The sequence below is a fragment of the Roseovarius amoyensis genome, assembly GCF_003260265.1.
GTDB lineage: Bacteria > Pseudomonadota > Alphaproteobacteria > Rhodobacterales > Rhodobacteraceae > Roseovarius > Roseovarius amoyensis.
Map to the genome: position 1 here is coordinate 69,260 of NZ_QITQ01000003.1, position 18,783 is coordinate 88,042.

The window sequence follows — 18,783 nt, forward strand, 5'->3', positions numbered from 1 at the left end:
CGATGCAGGCTGATCTGAACGTAATCCTGCCCGAGATCGTCATCTCGGTCTATGCCATGGCAGCACTGGTCCTGACCGTCTATTCGGGGCGGGACCGGATGGCGGGGATGCTGACCTGGCTGACCGCCGCGCTGCTGACGCTGATGGCGCTGTGGATCGGCGTCAATGGCGAGGGCGCGCGCACGGCCTTTGGCGGCATGTTCATCGACGACGGGTTCGCCCGTTTCGCCAAGGTCACGCTGCTGCTGGCGGCGGCCTCGGTCATGGTGATGGGGCAAGACTACATGTCCCGCCGCGGCATCCTGCGGTTCGAATATCCGCTGCTGATCGCGCTGGCGACAGTTGGGATGATGATGATGGTCTCGTCCGGGGACCTGATGTCGCTTTACATGGGGCTGGAACTGCAGTCGCTGGCGCTCTATGTGATCGCCGCGATGCGCCGCGACAGCGTGAAATCGACCGAGGCGGGGCTGAAGTACTTTGTCCTCGGCGCGCTCAGCTCGGGGTTGCTGCTCTATGGTGCGTCGCTGATCTATGGCTTCACCGGCACGACGCTCTATTCCGGCATCCTTGCCGCGGCCGAGGGGCACGCGCCTGTCGGTCTGCTGATCGGGCTGGTGCTGGTGATTTCGGGCATGGCGTTCAAGATCTCGGCGGTGCCGTTCCACATGTGGACGCCCGATGTTTACGAGGGGTCGCCGACGCCGGTCACTGCGTTCTTTATCACCGCGCCCAAGATGGCGGGGCTGGGGCTGTTCGCCCGTGTCGTGCATGACGCCTTTGGCGGCGTGGTCAGTGACTGGACTCAGGTGATCGCGGTGCTGTCGCTCCTGTCGATGTTCCTAGGCGCCGTCGCCGGGATCGGCCAGCGCGACATCAAGCGGCTGATGGCCTATTCCACCATCGCGCATATGGGGTATGCCCTGATGGGGCTGGCCGCCGGCACCGCATTCGGTGTGCAGGCGATGCTGATCTATGTCGTGATCTACATCACCATGAACGTGGGCTGCTTTGCCTTCATCCTCAGCATGGAGCGCGACGGCGAACCAGTGACCGATCTGCGCAGTCTCAACCTCTATTCCCGGGCGCATCCGGGGCGGGCCATGGCAATGCTGATCCTGCTGTTCAGCCTGGCCGGTGTGCCGCCGCTGCTGGGTTTCTTCGGCAAGTTCTACGTGCTGCGCGCGGCCTATGAGGGCGGGCTGGCCTGGCTGGCCGTGGCCGGCGTGATCGCCAGCGTGATCGGTGCGTTCTATTACCTGCGCATCGTCTACTACATGTATTTCGGCGAAGAGGGCGAGACGTTGCAGGCCAACCGGTCGCCGGTGCAATGGGCGTTCCTGATGGTCTCGGCGGCGGTCATGCTGTTGGGCATTATCAACATGTTCGGCGTCGAAAGCATGGCACAGGCAGCGGCAGCGGCCCTTGTCAACTAGACCCATGTGCCCGGGGGGCGTTACCCGCATCCCGGGTGATTGCACGGCATGACCGGCTGGCCGGATGGATACGGGCGGCGCGTTCTGGCAGAGGTCGACAGCACCAACGCCGAGGCGCTGCGCCTTGCCCCGGGGCTGGCCGGCCCGGAATGGGTGCTGGCCCATCGCCAGACCGCCGGGCGCGGGCGGCGCGGGCGGGCCTGGAAAAACCCGCTGGGAAATTTCTCCGCCACGCTGCTTTTGCCCGATCCTGGGCCGCCGGAACGCGCGGCGCTGCGGTCCTTCGTGTCGTCGCTGGCCCTGTTCGATGCCTTTGTCGCCGCCGGCGGGCGGGCGCAGGGGCTGACGCTCAAATGGCCCAATGACGTGCTGCTGAACGGCGGCAAGGTGGCGGGTATCCTGCTGGAAAGCGCCGGCCAGCCCGGCGCGCCTGCGCCGCTGGCCATCGGGATCGGCGTGAACCTTGTCACTGCCCCCGCGCCCGAGACGGTCGAGGCAGGCGCGCTGCGCCCGGTGTCGCTGATGTCCGAAACCGGCATCGCGCCGACGCCCGAGGAATTCCTGGACCTGCTCGCATCTGCCTATGCCCGGTTCGAGGCGCAGTTCGCCACCCACGGCTTTGGCTCGATCCGCACCGCCTGGCTGGCCCGCGCGGCCCGTCTGGGCGAGGTGGTGACGGCCCGCACCGGGCGGGACGAATTCACCGGCACCTTCGAGACGGTGGACGAAGCCGGTAATCTTGTTCTAAGGACCGCAGAATCCAGGCGCGCCATCGCGGCCGCCGAAGTCTTTTTCTGACAGGGGGGCGAGGGCATGCTACTGGCCATCGACTGCGGCAACACCAATACCGTTTTTTCGATCTGGGACGGCGAACGCTTTCTGTGCACGCTCAGGACCTCGACCCATCATGCGCGCACGGCGGACGCCTATTTCACGTGGTTCTCGACCCTGGTGAAGCATTACGGCATCGAGGCCGACATCACCGATGTCATCATCTCGTCCACGGTGCCGCGGGTGGTGTATAACCTGCGCGTCTTTACCGACCGGTTTTTCGGCTGCCGCCCGATGGTGGTGGGACGCCCCGACTGCGCCCTGCCGGTCGAGCCACACGTGGACGAGGGCACGTTGGTGGGGCCCGACCGGCTGGTCAATACCGCTGGCGCGTATGACCGGCACGGCGGCGACCTGATCGTTGTCGATTTCGGCACCGCCACCACCTTTGACGTGGTCGGCCATGACGGTGCCTATGTCGGCGGGGCCATCGCACCGGGGGTGAACCTGAGCCTCGAGGCGCTGCACATGGCGGCCGCCGCGCTGCCCCATATCGACGTGACAAAGCCCGACCACGCCATCGGCACCAACACGCTGGACTGCATGCAATCGGGGATCTTCTGGGGCTATGTCGGGCTGGTGCAGGGGGTGTGTTCGCGTATCCGCAGCGAATTCGACCGGCCGATGCGGATCATCGGTACCGGCGGGCTGGCGCCGCTGTTTGCCCAGGGCGAGGGGCTGTTCGACGTGATCGAGGACGATCTGACAATGCACGGGCTGACGGTGATTCACGCCCACAACAAGAAAAAAGGATGAGGGAATGAGCAAGGAACGGCTGATATATCTGCCGCTCGGCGGCGCGGGTGAAATCGGCATGAATGCCTATGTCTATGGCTACGGTGCACCTGGAAAGGAGCGGCTGATCCTGGTCGATCTCGGCGTGACCTTTCCCGACATGGATGGCTCGCCGGGCGTCGACCTGATCTTTCCCGACATCACCTGGCTGGCGGAACGCCGCGACCGGCTGGAGGCGATTTTCATCACCCACGCCCACGAGGACCATATCGGCGCTCTGGCGCATCTATACGACCGACTGGGCGCGCCGGTCTATGCGCGCCCCTTCACGGCCCATCTCGCGCGCGCCAAGATGTCCGAACGCGGACAGCCGGAAAAGGCCGTGATCACCGCCGGCCCCTGGCCCGAGAGCATCGAGGCGGGGCCGTTCAAGGTGGGCTTTGTGCCGATCTCGCATTCGATCCCCGAAAGCTCGGGCATGGTGATCGACACGCCGCTGGGGCGGCTGGTGCATTCGGCCGACTTCAAGATGGACACTGGCCCGGTGGTGGGCGAGGCGTTTGACGAGGACCTGTGGGCGTCGCTGGCCGAACCCGGCGTTCTGGCTCTGACCTGCGATTCCACCAATGTCTTCAGCCCGCATGCTGGGCGCAGCGAATCCAGCCTTGCCCCCGCGATCGAGGAACTGATCGCCGGGGCCAAGGGCATGTTCGTGGCGACGACCTTTGCCAGCAACGTGGCGCGGGTCAAGACGCTGGCCGAGGCGGCGGAACGCGCGGGGCGCACGATCTGCCTGATGGGGCGGGCGATGCGGCGCATGATCGAAGCCTCGGTCGAGACCGGCGTGCTGACCGCCTTTCCGCGCACCATCAGCCCCGAAGAGGCGCGCGACGTGCCCCGCGAGAAGCTGATGCTGATCGTCACCGGCAGCCAGGGCGAACGCCGCGCCGCCAGCGCCCAGCTTGCCCAGGGCAAGTATAACGGGATCGTGCTGAAACCCGGCGACACCTTCCTGTTTTCGTCCAAGACGATCCCCGGAAACGAACGCGGCGTCATTCGCATCATGAACCAGATGAGCGAAAAGGGCGTCGATCTGGTCGACGACGATTCCGGGCGCTATCACGTCTCGGGTCACGCCAACCGCCCCGACCTGGAACGCCTGCATCAGCTGGTATCGCCGAAACTGGTGGTGCCGATGCACGGCGAACACCGCCACCTGCGCGAACATGTCAAGGTCGCGCAAGCGGGTGGTTTCAAGGGGGTTCTGGCGCCCAACGGCACCATGCTGGCGGTGACAAAGGATGGCGCCGACGTGGTCGAATATGTCGAGACCGGGCGCGTCTATCTTGACGGGCGGGTGCAGGTGGGCGCCCTTGACGGGGTGGTGCGCGACCGCATCCGCATGGCGCTGAACGGGCATATCCTGGTCAACGTCATCATCGACGAGAACGGCGAGCCGCTGGGCGAACCCTGGTGCGAGGTCATGGGCCTTGCCGAGACGGGAACAAGCCGCGCGCCGCTGGTCGATGTGCTGGAAGAGGATCTGGGCCAGTTCATGGGCCGCGCCGGTGACAAGACGCTGGCCGACGACGACAAGCTGGAACAGGGCCTGCGCAAGATCGCGCGCCAGACGGCGATGACGGAAATCGGCAAGCGGCCCGAGGTGACGGTGATCATCAGCCGGCTGACCGGCTGACCGGCTGACGCTCAGGCGCGGCGCGGGCGATCAGCCCGCGCGGCGTTCCTCGAAGCTGAGCGCGATGAACCGGGGCAGGTGATCGCCCAAGCCGACAACGTCGGATTTCCCGCCGCCGCCGCCGCGCCGTCCCCTGCCGCCGCGTGCCTTTTCAGGCACCAGTTCGGGCGCCTTTTCGGACTCGGCCACGGTTTCGGTCACGGTTTCAGCCACGGGGGCCGCGACTTCGGTCGCTTCGGCCTCGGGCGTCTTGGCTTCGACGCTTTCGGTCACGGTGTCAGCCTTGGCTGCCGGCTCTTTCGGCTTGTCGGAACGCCTGCGCGAGCGAGAGCGCGACGAACGCGGCTTTTCGCTGGTTTCGGTCGCATCCTTGGCCGGGGCCGGGGCATCGCCGAGGGGGTTGTCCATGCGCGGTATCTGTTTCTGGATCAGCGCCTCGACCGCATCCAGCGCCTTGTCGTCGCGCGGCCCGCAGATGGTGATCGCGCGGCCCTCGCGGCCGGCACGCCCGGTGCGGCCGATGCGGTGAACATAGTCCTCGGCATGGCCGGGCACGTCGAAGTTGAAGATGTGGCTCACCGCCGGGATATCCAGCCCGCGCGCGGCCACGTCCGAGGCCACGAGGAACCGCAACTCGCCCGAGCGGAATGCATCCAGCGTGCGGGTTCGCTGGCTTTGCACCAGGTCACCGTGAATGGCGGCGGCATCATAGCCGTATTTCTTCAGCGACTTGGCGACGATGTCGACGTCGGACTTGCGGTTGCAAAAGATGATCGCGTTGCTGCATTTGTCGCCCTCGCGGTCGATCAGCGCCCGCAGCAGGGCGCGCTTTTCGCTGTCGGCGCGTTCGCGGCGAGAGGGGCGGAACATCACGACCAGCTGGTCGATCGTTTCCGACGCGGTGGCCTGGCGGGCCACCTCGATGCGCGCGGGCGCCTGCAGAAAGGTGTTGGTGATACGCTCGATCTCGGGTGCCATGGTGGCCGAGAAAAACAGCGTCTGCCGGGTAAAGGGCGTCAGGCCGAAGATGCGCTCGATATCGGGGATGAACCCCATGTCGAGCATGCGGTCGGCCTCGTCCACCACCATGATCTTGACGTCCGAAAGGATCAGCTTGCCGCGCTCGAAATGGTCCAGCAGGCGGCCGGGCGTGGCGATCAGAACATCGACGCCCTTGTCGATGATCGCTTCCTGTTCCTTGAAGCTGACGCCGCCGATCAACAGCGCGCGGGTCAACTTGAGATACTTGGAATAGGTGTCAAAGTTTTCGGCCACCTGGGCGGCCAGTTCGCGGGTGGGGCACAGCACCAGGCTGCGCGGCATCCGTGCCCGTGCCCGACCCCGTGCCAAAAGCGACAGCATCGGCAGGGTAAAGCCCGCCGTCTTGCCGGTGCCTGTCTGGGCGATGCCCAGAACATCACGGCCTTCCAGCGCGGGGGGAATTGCCCCGGCCTGGATCGGGGTGGGTGTTTCGTAGCCGGCTTCTTCGACGGCCTTGAGTACCTTCGGATTGAGGTTCAGTTCGGTAAATTTGATCATGAGTGTCCATGGTTTGCGGACACATTCGGGCCCGCCATCTCGTCAATTGACAGGGGTGCGCTGGCCCTGTGTCGGGCGCGCGGCCCTGTCGGCCTGTCTGCCCTTACCGAATCACGGGGCCAATAGCAATGCGCGCCTCGCGCGTTGGGGCATTATTGCGCATGACGTGGCGCATATGGGTACGGTTGTTGCCGATCCGGCAACGATCAGTCCGCATCGGGGAAATGGTGACGCCGCTTGGCGTCAAGGTCAAGGCGGACGGAAAAGAGCTGGTCATGCTCTTGCAGCCGCACCCGCAATTCGGGCGTCGCGGTGCAGACCTCGCGATAGAACGCCGCCAGCGCGGTTTCGCCGCCTTCGGCCTCGATCATCGAAAAGAGCTGGTTCATGGTCAGCGCCACCCCGTCCGGCATCGGGGCTGGGCGCAGGCTGTCGCGGTAACTGCCCTGGGCCATGCGGAAACGGTAGAGTTTCAGCCAGTGGTCCCAGCTATGCCCGTGCAGGTGCACCAGCCGCATGTCGTCCAGCCGCGCCGGATCGGGGTCCTGCGCGCGGTTGAAAAAGGCGTTGTGGATGCGCAGCGACGTCTTTTCGATCCCGGTGCGCACGAACACCTTGCCGGCGACATGGCTTAGGAAGCCGCCATTCAGATGTTCGCCATAGGTGGGATAGATGGCGATGGTCTGCGTCCGGCGGGGGCTGTGCTGGCGGGCGTGGCCCTTGCACCAGATCGTGCCCTCGGGCGGCAGGTCGTCGGGGTCGGGGGCCAGTGCCTCGATCGGGCGGACGCGGGCGCTGCGCACCGTATCGGGCAGGGCGGCCAGTTGTTCGGCCACCGGTGCGCCGGGCCAGAGGAATTCATCGACGTCGACATGCGCCAGCCAGTCCACCTGCGGGTTGTGGCGGTAACAGCGGGTGGCGTTGGCGGTCTGGCGGGGCTGGTGGCGCTCGGGCCGGCCCTTGTTGCGGCGCTGCCAATAGGCGTCATCGGTCACGGTCACGCGGCACCTGGGGTGGGCCTTGAGCGCGGCACGCGCCTGCGCGTTGTCCTCGTCCAGGAAGACATGCACCCGGTGCGCCCCGAGGTCGAGGTGATGGGCGGCGAAATTCAGGATGTAGCGGGCAGGCGCCTTGATGGTGGCGACCACGCCCCAGGTGGGTGCGGAATTCATGCGCCGAGAATGCTGTGTGCGGGCAGAGGGTGCAAGAGGGCGGTTGGCACCATGAGGACAGGCGCACCGATCCGGCGGTTCCCGCCGGGCGGGGTGCTTAGACCATCATTTCCTTGGTCGATGACAGCTTCAGCTCGGGATGGTCGCGCTCGATCCGGTCGATGTCCCATTGCAGGCGGGTCAGATAGACCACGTCGCCGTCATTGTCATGGGCGATATGGGCCTTGTTGGCGGCGGTGAAGGCGTCGACCGCCTCCTTGGGGCCGGTGACCCAGCGGGCCGAGGTGAACTGCGATGGCTCGAACCGCACCGGCAGCCCGTATTCCTGCTCGATCCGCGCGCCCAGCACCTCGAACTGCAACGCGCCGACCACGCCGACGATGAAGCCCGAGCCGAAGGCGGGCTTGAATACCTTTGCCGCGCCTTCCTCGGCGAATTGCATCAGGGCCTTTTCCAGGTGCTTGGCCTTCATCGGGTCGCCCGCGCGCGCCGTCTGCAGCAGTTCGGGTGCAAATGACGGGATGCCGGTGACGCGCAGCGCCTCGCCCTCGGTCAGGGTGTCGCCGATGCGCAGCTGGCCGTGGTTGGGGATGCCGATGATGTCGCCGGCCCATGCCTCTTCCGCCAGTTCGCGGTCGGCGGCGAGAAACAGCACCGGCGCCGCAATCGTGATCGGTTTCTTTGCCCTCACATGGGTCAGCTTCATGCCGCGGCGGAAATGGCCCGAGGCCAGGCGGACAAAGGCCACCCGGTCGCGGTGCTTGGGGTCCATGTTGGCCTGCACCTTGAAGACAAAGCCGGTGACGGCATCCTCCTCCGGCAATATCTGGCGCGGCACGGCCGATTGCGGCTGCGGCTCGGGGCCATAGGCGCCGATACCTTTCATCAGCTCGCGCACGCCGAATGAATTGATCGCAGAGCCAAACCAGATCGGCGTCATGTGCCCCTCTTGCACGGCCTGGATATCCAGCGTGGGCAGCAGTTCGCGCGCCATCTCGACCTCTTCGCGCAGGGTGTCGATCAGGTGGGCGGGAACGTGTTCGTCCAGCTTGGGGTCGTCGAGGCCCGAGATTTCGATGGTTTCGGCGACGCGGTTGCGGTCGGTGCGCTCCATCAGTTCCAGCCGGTCGTTCAGTAGGTCGTAGGAGCCCATGAAATCGCGCCCCATGCCGATCGGCCAGCTGGCGGGGGTGACGTCGATGGCCAGGTTTTCCTGGATCTCGTCGATGATATCAAAGGTCTCGCGGCTTTCGCGGTCCATCTTGTTGCAGAAGGTCAGGATCGGCAGGTCGCGCAGGCGACAAACCTCGAACAGTTTGCGCGTCTGGCTTTCCACCCCCTTGGCGCCGTCGATCACCATCACCGCCGCATCGACCGCCGTCAGCGTGCGATAGGTGTCTTCGGAAAAGTCGCTGTGGCCGGGCGTGTCGACGAGGTTGAACCGGTACTGCCCGAAATCGAACGACATCGCCGAGGCGGAAACGGAAATCCCGCGTTCCTTTTCCATCGCCATGAAGTCCGAGCGCGTGCGCCGCGCCTCGCCCTTGGCACGCACCTGGCCGGCCATCTGGATGGCGCCGCCGAACAGCAGAAACTTTTCCGTCAGCGTGGTCTTGCCGGCGTCAGGGTGGCTGATGATGGCAAAGGTGCGCCGCCGGGCGATTTCCGGCGGCAGGGCGGGGCGATTTTTCAGGTCCTCGGGCATGCGCGGCATATAGAGGCGGGCAGTGCAAGGCGCAACACGTTGATCGCCGCGCAGGTGGGTGGCGGGGGTGCGGGGCTGAAGCCCGGCCTACGCACGTCCTATTGTGTCGAGGCGCGTTTGAGCAGGCTGGCAGGGTCGGGATGATCCAGCAGCGCCTCGCTGACCTCGTATTCCAGATGGCGGCGGCCCTCGTGCCCGGGCAGTGTTTCGTCCAGCGCGCGGCCCAGATCGTCGGGCAGGGCGGCGCGGGTGCGGGTGTCGACGAAAAACGTTTCGGCGGCGATGCCTTCGGCAAAGATGATGTGGTGGCGGTCGAACAGCAGCTGGAAATAATCGACGAACCCGCCCTCCAGCCGGACCACCGTATCGCCGTTCACCAGGTGGCGGGCGCGCACCAGCACCTCGTGCCGGCCGGCGCCCAGCGCGTCGAAGCGCTGATAGATGAACAGCCGGTGATCGGGGTTGACCAGCAGATCGCCCTCGTTGTGCAGGGTGCCGGCGCGGATGCGGATGGGGGCGAATTCGCCCACCGCACGCACCGTCGATTCGCCGATCCAGCGCACTGCCTGCGGGCCGTCGTCGCGGGTCAGAACCAGGTCGCCGACGGACAGATCCTCGATCGGCTTCTGCTCACCCGAGGCCATGGTGATATGGGTGCCGCGCGAGAACGAGACACAAGCAAGCTGGGCGAATTTCTGTCGTGCGCTCACCCGGTCGATGCCGACCAGCGTGTATTCGGTGCGCGCCGCAAGATCCGCCAGCGGCAGGGCATAGACGCCCCGGACATGACCGGCCTCGTCGACCTCGACCAGCACCAGCACCTCGGTCGTGCGCCCGGTGGCGGGCATCAGCGTCAGGCAGCTGTCGAGATGCAGCGTCGCGCCGGGGCGGCCCACCGCCGAGCCTTCGGCGACGGTGAAGGAGCCGTTTTCGGCAGCGACGATCGACAGCCGCCTCGGGGTGGCGGCGCGGCGCAGCTCGTATGTGTCGTCAAGATCCAGCTCGGCGGCAAAAGACAGCGGGTCGCCCAGGTTGGCGCCGCTGACCACCTGCAGATCGGCGGCCCGATAGACGGGGATGGATTGTGCCGATTTCTTTTTCTTTGGTTCCATGTTCCCGCCTGACGATCCTGAATAATCCCGAATTGCAATGGGGCACGCGTGCATCGGGCCCTAAAACAGGCCTCCCCCAGACGGAACCCTCTAGGATGAATATGTGGCAGGTTGCGGTCAATTCCCGGGTGTTTTGCTGGCATTTCATCCGGGCGCGGTGCATCCTGAGCGGCGCAGAACAAAGGAGAGCATCGGATGGATCTGGGAATCAAGGGCAGGCGCGGGCTGGTTTGCGCGGCTTCCAGGGGGCTTGGGCTGGGCTGTGCAAGGGCGCTGGCCGAGGCTGGTGTCGACCTGGTGATCAACGCCCGCGGAAAAGAGGCATTGATGGCGGCGGCCGAGGCGATCCGGTCCGATTTCGGGGTTTCGGTGACAGTCGTGGCGGCCGACGTGACAATGTCAGAGGGGCGCGCAGAGGTGCTCGAGGCGGCGGGAGATGTGGATATCCTCGTCACCAATGCCGGCGGGCCGCCGCCGGGGATGTGGCACGACTGGCAGCGCGAGGATTTTATTGCCGCGCTCGACGCCAACATGCTGACGCCCATCGCATTGATGACGGCGCTGGTGCCTGGGATGATGGAACGCGGCTGGGGCCGGGTGGTCAACATCACCTCGCAGTCGGTCAAGGCGCCGATCGCGGTGCTGGGGCTGTCGAATTCGGCCCGTGCCGGGCTGACCGGCTATGTCGCCGGAACCGCGCGGCAGGTGGCGGGCAAGGGGGTGACCATCAACAACCTGTTGCCCGGCATCCACGCCACCGACCGCGCCGACGCGCTGGACAAGGCGGCGGCCGAATCGCAAGGCATCACGCTGGACGAGGCGCGCGCGCGCCACGTCGCCACTATCCCCGCCGGGCGCTATGGCACGCCCGATGAATTCGGCGCTGCCTGCGCCTTTCTGTGCAGCCGGCATGCGGGCTATATTGTCGGCCAGAACATCCTGCTGGATGGCGGCGCGATCAACGTCACGATCTGAGGGGATGATGCCGGACGGATCCACCCTGCCGGAATTCACCGTATTCGACCGCCGTACCGGCGCGCGGATGGCCGAGGATGTCATCTATGCCCGCGCGCCGCAGGCCGGCGGGCAGGTGACGCTGACCGCCACGATTTATCTGCCCGCGCCCGGTGCGGGCGCCGTGCCGGTGCTGGTGTGGATGCCGCCGGCGGGGGGCGAGGGGGCGACGCATGGCAGCATGATCGTGCGCCGCCTGGCCCGGCAACTGACAAGCGAAGGACTGGCGCTGGCCGTGCCGCGTTTTCGCCCGGCGACGGCCGAGGACGACCTGCTGCCGGCAACGCGGGAACGGCTGGCCGCGCTGGCGCAGGTGCCGGTGACGCCGGGGGCCGAGGCGCTGACCGGCCCGGCGGTGCTGGCCGCGGCGGAGGACGGAGCGCGGTTCCTCAACTGACTCGTGGCGCGGCAAGGCGTGCTGGGGCTGGCCGCGCGCCCGGTGCTGGGCGGCAGCGGGGCAGGGGCCGCCAGCGCCTTTGGCGTGGCCTGGCTGGCGCCCTGGCTGGGGATCGAGCGGCCCGACCCCGGCGGCATCCTGTGCTATTCGGGTAGGTTCGCGTGGCCGTCGCTGTGCCGGGCGGGGCTGTGTCCGGTCTTTGCGCTGCACAACCCGGCGGACGAAACCATGCCCATCGGGCCGATGCGGGCGCTGTCGCAGGCCGATCCGGGGGTGCATCTGGTCGAATCCTTTGAGCAGGATCACGGCGCGCCGCGCATCCATCCCCGCGAACGGCGGCCGGACACATTCGGGCGTATCCGCGCGCTGCTGCGGGACTGGGCCGAAACGGCCGGCGGCTGAACACGGCGTTTTCACATTCGCTTCAGGGTGCGGTTTTGCGCTGGTGGGACTCGTGGCCGCGCGGTAACCGGCTGTCATCTGCCGGCCACCGAGGAGCATGCCGATGCAAGCTGTTGTCACCATTGCCTTATTCGGACTGATCGTTGTCGCAAGCCTTGCCGTTGCCCCGCGCCGGGCCACGGTCGAGGGGTTCTTTTCCGGGCGGGTTGAGAACGGCGCGCCGCCCGGGCTGTGGGTGCTGGTGCTCAGCCAGGTGACCACGTGGATCTTCGCCCGCTCGCTGATGAACGCCGCGATCCTGGGCTATTTCTATGGCATCTGGGGCGTGCTGGCCTATGCCGCCTATTACGGCTCGTTCCTGACCGGCGCGCTGGTCGTCGACCGGCTGCGGGCAGGCGGGGCAACTTCGGTACAGGATTGGCTGGGCGAGCGGTTCGGGCGCGCCGGCCTGGCTGCCTACAACCTTGTCATCGGCTTGCGGCTGCTGTCGGAGGTGTTCGCGAATCTCATCGTCGTCGGGCTGATCTTTGCGGCGGTGCTGCCGGGGCTGGCCATGGCCCGCGAGGCCGCGATCCTGGCTGTGGCGGTGTTGGGGCTGGCCTATAGCGCCTGGGGCGGGCTGAGCGCCGCGCTGCGCACTGACGTGATGCAGATGCTGGTGTTTCTCGCCGTATTCGCCGTGGCCTTCGTTGCGCTGGTCACGGACCCGGGATTTGATTTCAGCGCGGTAGTGACGGCAACGGGCACGGCGGGGGCATGGAACGGGCAGGTGTTGCTGCTGGTCGCGTTCCTGCAGGTGTTTTCCTATCCGGTCCACGACCCGGTGATGATGGATCGTGGCTTTCTTGCCGACCGGGCGGTGACCAGGAGGGCGTTTCTGCACGCCTTCTGGATATCGACGCTCTGCATCGTTGCATTCGGCATTTTCGGCGTGCAGGCGGCCCTTTCGGGGGCAGAGTACGACAACGAACTCCTGGGTGCCTGGGCGGTAATGTTCCCGCCCTTCGTCTTTGTGGCGTTGCTGATCTCGCTGCTGGTCAGCGCGCTGTCGACGCTCGATTCCGCCTTGGCGAGCGCCGCCCGGCTGGTGGTGGACGAGCTGCGGCTGGGGCCGCGCACGCTGGGCGGCGGGCGCACGGCGATGGTGACGTTCATGGCGGGCGGCGTGACGCTGACGCTGTGGGGAAATCAGACGTTGTTCGACGCAGTGGCTGTCAGCGGCACGGCCAGCATGTTTCTGACGCCGGTCCTGGCGGTGGGGCTGATCATGGGGTGGCGGATCGTGTTGTGGGCGTACCTGGTGGCATTCGGCGTTGCAATGGCGGGGGCGGTGGCCTATCTCGCGCGCGACACGGCGTTTTTCACTGCGTTGCTGCCCGATGGGCACAAGTACGAGCAACTGCTGGCGATCTGCCTCATGGTGCTGGTGTCTGGCTTTCTGGCGGTGCTGGCCGGGGCTCGAAGGGCGCGCTGAAGTGGATGCAAGCTGCGGAAGGCGGTCAAAAACCGGCCTCTTGGGTGCATTACATCTTTCATCCGGGGGTATGTCGGCATAGATACGATTGACGAAATTTCGACGGGCGCGCAAGAAAGTGTCCCGACCAAGGGAGAGAAAGCATGCTGAACAATATCGGCCTTCCCGGCCTTCTGCTGATTGCCGTCGTGGTGCTGGTGCTCTTTGGGCGCGGCAAGATCTCGTCGCTGATGGGCGAGGTCGGCAAGGGCATCACCTCGTTCAAGAAGGGCGTTTCCGAAGGCAACAAGGAAATCGAGGACGCCAGCGCCGAGGCGGCCGATCAGGCCCGCGACGTCACGCCCGAGAGCGACAAAGACAAGGTCTGAACCTGAATGTTTGACCTGGGCTGGACCGAGCTGCTGGTCATCGGCATCGTGGCGCTGATCGTGGTCGGCCCGAAGGACCTGCCTGGCATGTTCCGCACGGTGGGCAATTTCGTGGGCAAGGCCAAGCGCATGGCCCGCGATTTCAGCCGCGCCATGAACGAGGCCGCGGACGAAGCCGGTGTGAGTGACGTCAAGCGCAGCCTCGATGCGGCCACCAACCCGATGAAAACGGCGATGGACGAGGCCCGCAAATCGACCGAGGGCTTTACCGCCCGCACCATGGCCGGCCCCAAGCCCGAACCCGACCCGGAACGTGACGAGATGGTCGAGAAGATCCGCAAGCGAACCGCCGAGATGGGCGCCGAGCGGCTGGCGAAAGAGGCTGAGGCGGAGGCGGCTGCAACGGCGAAAAGCCCGGCAACGCCCCCCGCCAAACCAGCGCCGGCCAGGAAACCCGCAGCGAAGAAACCAGCGGCGAAGAAATCCGCCGTCACAAATACCGCCGCCAAAAAACCGGCCGCCAAGAGGCCCGCGGCCGCGAAATCCGGATCGACGAAAACCACGGCGAAAAAACCCGCGGCGAAAAAGCCGGCGGCGGCTAAGGTCACGTCCGGCAAACCCGCCACCAGGAAGGCCGCTGACAAACCCGCATCCGGGGCTGGCAGCAAAGCCAAGGACAAGGCATGAGCCATTCCCCCGAAGACGAGATCGAGGACAGCAGCGCGCCGCTGATCGAACACCTGACCGAGCTGCGCACGCGGCTTATCCGGTCGGTTATTGCCTTCATGATCGGCATGATCATCTGCTTTACCGTGGCGACGCCGATCTTCAATTTCCTCACCGCGCCGCTGTGCCAGGTGCTGGCTGATCGCGGCCAGAATTGCGACCTGATCTTCATCAAGCCGCAAGAGGGGTTCTTTGTCGCTATCAAGGTGTCGCTCCTTGGCGGCTTCATGCTGTCCTTTCCCTATATCGCCAACCAGATGTGGCGATTCGTGGCGCCGGGGCTCTATAAATCGGAAAAGGGTGCGTTCCTGCCGTTCCTGGTCGCGTCGCCCTTCATGTTCATCCTGGGCGCGGCGTTTGCATTCTACGTGGTCACGCCACTGGCCTATGACTTCTTCCTCGGGTTCCAGCAGTTCGGCGCCGAGGGCGAGGCCGTGGTCGGCGAGCCGCAGGCGGCGGCGCCGCTCAGCGTGGTGTTCCAGGGCTCGGCGCAGGAATACCTGGACCTGACCATCAAGTTCATCGTCGCCTTCGGGCTGTGTTTCCAGCTGCCGGTGTTGTTGACGCTGATGGGCAAGGCCGGGCTGGTCGGCGCGGCGGGGCTGCGCAGCATGCGCAAATACGCCGTGATCGGCATTCTGGTGCTGGCCGCACTGGTCACGCCGCCGGACGTGATCACCCAGGTGATCCTGTTTACGGTGGTCTACGGGCTTTACGAGATATCGATCTTCCTGGTTCAGCGGGTCGAACGCCAGCGCGAAGCGCGCATGAGGGCCGAAGGCACCTGGTTCGAGGACGACGACGAAGAAGACGAAGACCCGCTTGACGAGGAATTCGGGCAAGGGGGTAACGGCGACGGAGAGCCGAAACCATGACAGACCCCCTTGACCGTATTGCCGCAGCGCTGGAACGGATGAGCCCGCCACCGCTGGAGGCCCCCGACCTGTCCGCCTCGGACGCCTTTGTCTGGCATGTCTCGCCCGACCGCCTGGTGCCAGTTGAAGAGGTCAACCGCGTCGACATGGGGCTGCTGGTGGGGATCGACCGCGCCCGCGACACGCTGTTGCAGAACACCCGCCAGTTTGCCCGCGGCCTGCCGGCCAACAACGCGCTGTTGTGGGGCTCGCGCGGGATGGGCAAATCGTCGCTGGTCAAGGCGGTGCATGCCGCCGTGCTGGCCGAGGGGCTGCCGCTCAAGATCGTCGAGCTGCAGCGCGAGGACCTGACCAGCGTCGGCCGTCTTTTAGGCCTGCTGCGGGCCTCGGACGCGCGGTTCCTGCTGTTCTGCGACGATCTGAGCTTTTCCCACGACGATCAGCATTACAAGTCGCTCAAGGCGGTGCTTGATGGCGGGATCGAGGGACGCCCCGAAAACGTGGTTTTCTATGCCACCTCGAACCGGCGCCACCTGATGCCGCGCGACATGATCGAAAACGAACGATCGAGCGCGATCAGCCCGTCGGAGGCGACCGAGGAAAAGGTATCGCTCAGCGACCGGTTCGGGCTGTGGCTGGGCTTCCACCCCTGTGCGCAGGACGAATACTTGAAAATGATTCGCGGCTACTGCGATGCCAGCGGTGTGGAGATCGACGACGAGACCCTGCGCGCCGAAGCGATCGAATGGCAGGCCACGCGCGGGGCGCGTTCGGGCCGGGTGGCGTGGCAGTTCTTTACCGACCTGGCGGGCCGGCGCGGCATCGCGATCTGAGAGTACCGGACATTGCGGCGGTGCCCCAATCGGCGGCACCGCTGGGCACGCCTGTTCAGCCCTTCCAGATCCAGCCGCCGCCCAGCACCCGGCTGCCACCGGTTTCGTAGAACACGCAGGCCTGCCCGGGGGATACACCTTCCTCGGGCGACAGCAGCTCCACCTCGGCCGTGTCGGGGCCGGCAGGGCGGATGATCGCCTCGCGCGGGGGGCGGGTCGAACGGACCTTGACCGAGACATGCCATTCCGGCCGGCTGTCCAACGGCGCGTCGCCCAGCCAGTTGATTTCGCGCACCGGCACGCGGCGCGTGGCCAGCATTTCCTTGGGTCCGACGATCACGCGATGCCCGTCCGCATCCAGCCCGACGACATACAGCGGCTCTGCCAGACCGCCCAGGCCAAGGCCGCGACGCTGGCCGATGGTATAGCGGATCACCCCTTCGTGGCGGCCCAGAACGTTGCCGTCAGCATCGACGATGTCACCCGGCTCGGCCGCGCCGGGGCGCAGCTTTTCGATCACCGCGGCGTAATCGCCGTTGGGCACGAAACAGATATCCTGGCTGTCGGGCTTGTCGGCCACCGACAACCCATAGCGCGCCGCCAGCGCGCGGGTTGCGTCCTTGGACGGCAGGTGCCCCAGCGGAAAGCGCAGGAATTCCAGTTGCTCGGGCGTGGTCGAGAACAGGAAATAGCTCTGGTCGCGGCTGGCATCCGTGGCGCAGTGCAGCTCCGGCCCGGCCGGCCCCGGCTTGCGCTGGATGTAATGCCCGGTCGCCATGCAGTCGGCATCCAGGTCCCTGGCTGTTTCCAGCAGGTCGCGGAACTTGACCCGTTCGTTGCAGCGGATGCAGGGCACCGGTGTCGCCCCGGCAAGATAGCTGTCGGCGAATTCGTCGATCACCGCGTCGCGGAACAGGTTCTCGTAATCGAGCACATAATGGGGAAATCCCATTTCCTCGGCCACGCGGCGGGCATCGTGGATATCGACGCCGGCGCAGCAGGCACCTTTTTTCGCCAGCGCCGCGCCGTGATCGTAAAGCTGCAGAGTGACGCCGACGACGTCATAGCCCTCTTCCGCCAGCATCGCCGCCACGACCGAACTGTCGACGCCGCCCGACATCGCCACGATCACGCGCGTGTCGGCAGGGGCCTTGGGGATGCCAAGGGAATTGAGCGGGATGTCACGGGGCATGGCGGCGTTCCTGATAGGTCCTGCGGAATATAGGAAAATGCAACGCACTCTCAAGGGCGGGTTTCACCCCCCGTTAAACCTGTGGGCCAAGACTTGCGACCCTGGAAAGGAAGAAAAGGGTGAGAGTGATGTTTTTGAAAAAGTCGCCGGGGCGCGTGCGGTGAAACTGCCCGACGGCACGATGATGACACGGGCCGACCTGCCGCCGCGTGATACGCGCCGCTGGGTTGCCTCGCGCAAGCTGGCGGTGGTGCGCGGGGTGCTGCACGGGCTGATCACGCGCGCCGAGGCAGAGCAGCGATATGGGCTGAGCGCCGAGGAATTCGATGAATGGCTGCGCGCCGCATCCAGCGGCGACACCGACGCGCTGAAGGTGACGGTGCGGCGCCCGGCGCTAAAGGCGGCGCACAAAAGATTGGACAGCCACTGGTTGAGTTCGCTATTTATTCCTGCGCGGTAACGGGTGGTTAACCAATCTTGGCCAGTCTCGGTACAAGCAATGGTTGATCGTGAGGAACAAAAATGCGTGTGCTGCTGGTTGAAGACGACCCGACGACCTCGAAAAGCATCGAGCTGATGCTGACCCATGCCAATCTCAACGTCTATACCACCGACATGGGCGAAGAGGGCATCGACCTGGCAAAGCTTTATGATTACGACATCATCCTGCTTGACCTCGGCCTGCCCGACATGGACGGCCACGACGTGCTGCGGCAGTTGCGCATGGCGCGGGTGGACACGCCGATCCTGATCCTGACCGGGTCCGATGATACCGAAAGCAAGATCAAGGGGTTCGGTTTCGGCGCCGATGATTACCTGACCAAGCCCTTTCACCGCGAGGAACTGGTGGCGCGCATCCACGCCATCATCCGCAGATCCAAGGGCCACGCGCAATCGGTCATCCGTACCGGCAAGATCAACGTCAACCTGGACGCCAAGACGGTCGAGGCCGGCAGCACGCCAGTGCACCTGACCGGCAAGGAATACCAGATGCTGGAACTGCTGTCGCTGCGCAAGGGCACGACCCTGACCAAGGAGATGTTTCTCAATCACCTCTATGGCGGCATGGACGAGCCCGAGTTGAAGATCATTGACGTCTTCATCTGCAAGCTGCGCAAAAAGCTGTCGGTGGCCACGAACGGTGACAACTACATCGAAACCGTCTGGGGGCGCGGCTATGTGCTGCGCGACCCCGAACCGGCCGCCGGCGTCAGCCAGAGGTTGGCCGCCACCGCCTGACCGCTGGACGCCGGCGCGCGCGCGCCCTATCACTTTG

19 protein-coding genes are annotated in these 18,783 nt (G+C 65.7%); 14 read left to right on the forward strand and 5 right to left on the reverse strand.

Annotation, left to right across the window (positions count from 1 at the left end):
* Positions 1–2 precede the first annotated feature (2 nt).
* The 4 genes from nuoN to DL899_RS04200 are packed head-to-tail and all read left to right on the forward strand — an operon-like array spanning position 3 to position 4,698.
* Entirely contained in the window at positions 3–1,436 is a 1,434-nt protein-coding gene (nuoN, locus tag DL899_RS04185; RefSeq protein WP_111732729.1) for an NADH-quinone oxidoreductase subunit NuoN, read from the forward strand.
* A gap of 48 nt (positions 1,437–1,484) precedes the next feature.
* On the forward strand, positions 1,485–2,234 hold the full coding sequence (locus DL899_RS04190) for a biotin--[acetyl-CoA-carboxylase] ligase (RefSeq protein ID WP_204355245.1): 750 nt from the start codon (positions 1,485–1,487) through the stop codon (positions 2,232–2,234).
* Positions 2,235–2,249: 15 nt separating this feature from the next.
* A complete protein-coding gene (locus DL899_RS04195; protein WP_111732731.1) occupies positions 2,250–3,023 on the forward strand; it encodes a type III pantothenate kinase in 774 nt (257 codons plus the stop codon).
* A 4-nt stretch (positions 3,024–3,027) separates the two neighbouring features.
* Positions 3,028–4,698, forward strand: coding sequence for a ribonuclease J (locus DL899_RS04200; RefSeq protein ID WP_111732732.1), 1,671 nt, complete (start codon positions 3,028–3,030; stop codon positions 4,696–4,698).
* A 30-nt stretch (positions 4,699–4,728) separates the two neighbouring features.
* Here the strand turns inward: DL899_RS04200 and DL899_RS04205 are convergent, their stop codons facing one another.
* The 4 genes from DL899_RS04205 to DL899_RS04220 form a co-directional block, all read right to left on the reverse strand.
* A complete protein-coding gene (locus tag DL899_RS04205; protein WP_111732733.1) occupies positions 4,729–6,237 on the reverse strand; it encodes a DEAD/DEAH box helicase in 1,509 nt (502 codons plus the stop codon).
* A gap of 206 nt (positions 6,238–6,443) precedes the next feature.
* Positions 6,444–7,409 carry a glycosyltransferase family 2 protein gene (locus DL899_RS04210; protein ID WP_111732734.1) on the reverse strand — a complete coding sequence of 322 codons (966 nt, stop codon included), beginning with the start codon at positions 7,407–7,409 and terminating at the stop codon, positions 6,444–6,446.
* 97 nt (positions 7,410–7,506) lie between these two features.
* A complete protein-coding gene (locus tag DL899_RS04215) occupies positions 7,507–9,114 on the reverse strand; it encodes a peptide chain release factor 3 (protein ID WP_111732914.1) in 1,608 nt (535 codons plus the stop codon).
* Positions 9,115–9,212: 98 nt separating this feature from the next.
* Positions 9,213–10,226 carry a Hint domain-containing protein gene (locus DL899_RS04220; RefSeq protein ID WP_111732735.1) on the reverse strand — a complete coding sequence of 338 codons (1,014 nt, stop codon included), beginning with the start codon at positions 10,224–10,226 and terminating at the stop codon, positions 9,213–9,215.
* Between the two features lie 195 nt (positions 10,227–10,421).
* Here DL899_RS04220 and DL899_RS04225 point away from each other — a divergent pair, with 195 nt between their 5' ends.
* From DL899_RS04225 to DL899_RS04260, 8 genes are all read left to right on the forward strand, one after another.
* Positions 10,422–11,201: an SDR family oxidoreductase gene (locus DL899_RS04225; RefSeq protein WP_111732736.1), complete on the forward strand. Its 780-nt coding sequence runs from the start codon at positions 10,422–10,424 to the stop codon at positions 11,199–11,201.
* 4 nt (positions 11,202–11,205) lie between these two features.
* Positions 11,206–11,637 (forward strand): hypothetical protein, encoded by a 432-nt coding sequence (locus DL899_RS04230; RefSeq protein WP_111732737.1) that lies wholly within the window; start codon positions 11,206–11,208, stop codon positions 11,635–11,637.
* A 3-nt stretch (positions 11,638–11,640) separates the two neighbouring features.
* Complete coding sequence (locus DL899_RS04235) at positions 11,641–12,039, forward strand: hypothetical protein (protein WP_111732738.1); 399 nt, start codon at positions 11,641–11,643, stop codon at positions 12,037–12,039.
* 103 nt (positions 12,040–12,142) lie between these two features.
* A complete protein-coding gene (locus tag DL899_RS04240; RefSeq protein ID WP_111732739.1) occupies positions 12,143–13,513 on the forward strand; it encodes an SLC5/6 family protein in 1,371 nt (456 codons plus the stop codon).
* Positions 13,514–13,656: 143 nt separating this feature from the next.
* Complete coding sequence (locus DL899_RS04245; RefSeq protein WP_111732740.1) at positions 13,657–13,881, forward strand: twin-arginine translocase TatA/TatE family subunit; 225 nt, start codon at positions 13,657–13,659, stop codon at positions 13,879–13,881.
* Between the two features lie 6 nt (positions 13,882–13,887).
* Positions 13,888–14,568 carry a Sec-independent protein translocase protein TatB gene (gene tatB / locus DL899_RS04250; RefSeq protein WP_111732741.1) on the forward strand — a complete coding sequence of 227 codons (681 nt, stop codon included), beginning with the start codon at positions 13,888–13,890 and terminating at the stop codon, positions 14,566–14,568.
* Positions 14,565–15,482, forward strand: a complete 918-nt coding sequence (gene tatC / locus DL899_RS04255) for a twin-arginine translocase subunit TatC (protein WP_111732742.1) — start codon at positions 14,565–14,567, stop codon at positions 15,480–15,482. The genes tatB and tatC overlap by 4 nt, the downstream gene beginning before the upstream one ends.
* Entirely contained in the window at positions 15,479–16,315 is an 837-nt protein-coding gene (locus DL899_RS04260) for an ATP-binding protein (protein ID WP_111732743.1), read from the forward strand. The genes tatC and DL899_RS04260 overlap by 4 nt, the downstream gene beginning before the upstream one ends.
* A 55-nt stretch (positions 16,316–16,370) precedes the next feature.
* On the opposite strand, the gene mnmA is transcribed toward DL899_RS04260, so the two are convergent.
* Positions 16,371–17,507: a tRNA 2-thiouridine(34) synthase MnmA gene (gene mnmA, locus DL899_RS04265; protein WP_111732744.1), complete on the reverse strand. Its 1,137-nt coding sequence runs from the start codon at positions 17,505–17,507 to the stop codon at positions 16,371–16,373.
* 79 nt (positions 17,508–17,586) lie between these two features.
* Between mnmA and DL899_RS04270 the strand changes: the two genes are divergently transcribed.
* Positions 17,587–17,967 (forward strand): DUF1153 domain-containing protein, encoded by a 381-nt coding sequence (locus tag DL899_RS04270; RefSeq protein WP_275426783.1) that lies wholly within the window; start codon positions 17,587–17,589, stop codon positions 17,965–17,967.
* A gap of 62 nt (positions 17,968–18,029) precedes the next feature.
* Complete coding sequence (gene ctrA / locus DL899_RS04275) at positions 18,030–18,746, forward strand: response regulator transcription factor CtrA (protein ID WP_111732746.1); 717 nt, start codon at positions 18,030–18,032, stop codon at positions 18,744–18,746.
* Positions 18,747–18,783 lie beyond the last annotated feature (37 nt).

Excerpts from the sequence above, each read along its gene's own strand:
- nuoN (WP_111732729.1), top strand. The coding sequence starts at position 3 with ATGCAGGCTGATCTGAACGTAATCCTGCCCGAGATCGTCATCTCGGTC.
- DL899_RS04190 (WP_204355245.1), top strand. The coding sequence starts at position 1,485 with ATGACCGGCTGGCCGGATGGATACGGGCGGCGCGTTCTGGCAGAGGTC.
- DL899_RS04195 (WP_111732731.1), top strand. The coding sequence starts at position 2,250 with ATGCTACTGGCCATCGACTGCGGCAACACCAATACCGTTTTTTCGATC.
- DL899_RS04200 (WP_111732732.1), top strand. The coding sequence starts at position 3,028 with ATGAGCAAGGAACGGCTGATATATCTGCCGCTCGGCGGCGCGGGTGAA.
- DL899_RS04205 (WP_111732733.1), bottom strand. The coding sequence starts at position 6,237 with ATGATCAAATTTACCGAACTGAACCTCAATCCGAAGGTACTCAAGGCC.
- DL899_RS04210 (WP_111732734.1), bottom strand. The coding sequence starts at position 7,409 with ATGAATTCCGCACCCACCTGGGGCGTGGTCGCCACCATCAAGGCGCCT.
- DL899_RS04215 (WP_111732914.1), bottom strand. The coding sequence starts at position 9,114 with ATGCCCGAGGACCTGAAAAATCGCCCCGCCCTGCCGCCGGAAATCGCC.
- DL899_RS04220 (WP_111732735.1), bottom strand. The coding sequence starts at position 10,226 with ATGGAACCAAAGAAAAAGAAATCGGCACAATCCATCCCCGTCTATCGG.
- DL899_RS04225 (WP_111732736.1), top strand. The coding sequence starts at position 10,422 with ATGGATCTGGGAATCAAGGGCAGGCGCGGGCTGGTTTGCGCGGCTTCC.
- DL899_RS04230 (WP_111732737.1), top strand. The coding sequence starts at position 11,206 with ATGATGCCGGACGGATCCACCCTGCCGGAATTCACCGTATTCGACCGC.
- DL899_RS04240 (WP_111732739.1), top strand. The coding sequence starts at position 12,143 with ATGCAAGCTGTTGTCACCATTGCCTTATTCGGACTGATCGTTGTCGCA.
- DL899_RS04245 (WP_111732740.1), top strand. The coding sequence starts at position 13,657 with ATGCTGAACAATATCGGCCTTCCCGGCCTTCTGCTGATTGCCGTCGTG.
- tatB (WP_111732741.1), top strand. The coding sequence starts at position 13,888 with ATGTTTGACCTGGGCTGGACCGAGCTGCTGGTCATCGGCATCGTGGCG.
- tatC (WP_111732742.1), top strand. The coding sequence starts at position 14,565 with ATGAGCCATTCCCCCGAAGACGAGATCGAGGACAGCAGCGCGCCGCTG.
- DL899_RS04260 (WP_111732743.1), top strand. The coding sequence starts at position 15,479 with ATGACAGACCCCCTTGACCGTATTGCCGCAGCGCTGGAACGGATGAGC.
- mnmA (WP_111732744.1), bottom strand. The coding sequence starts at position 17,507 with ATGCCCCGTGACATCCCGCTCAATTCCCTTGGCATCCCCAAGGCCCCT.
- ctrA (WP_111732746.1), top strand. The coding sequence starts at position 18,030 with ATGCGTGTGCTGCTGGTTGAAGACGACCCGACGACCTCGAAAAGCATC.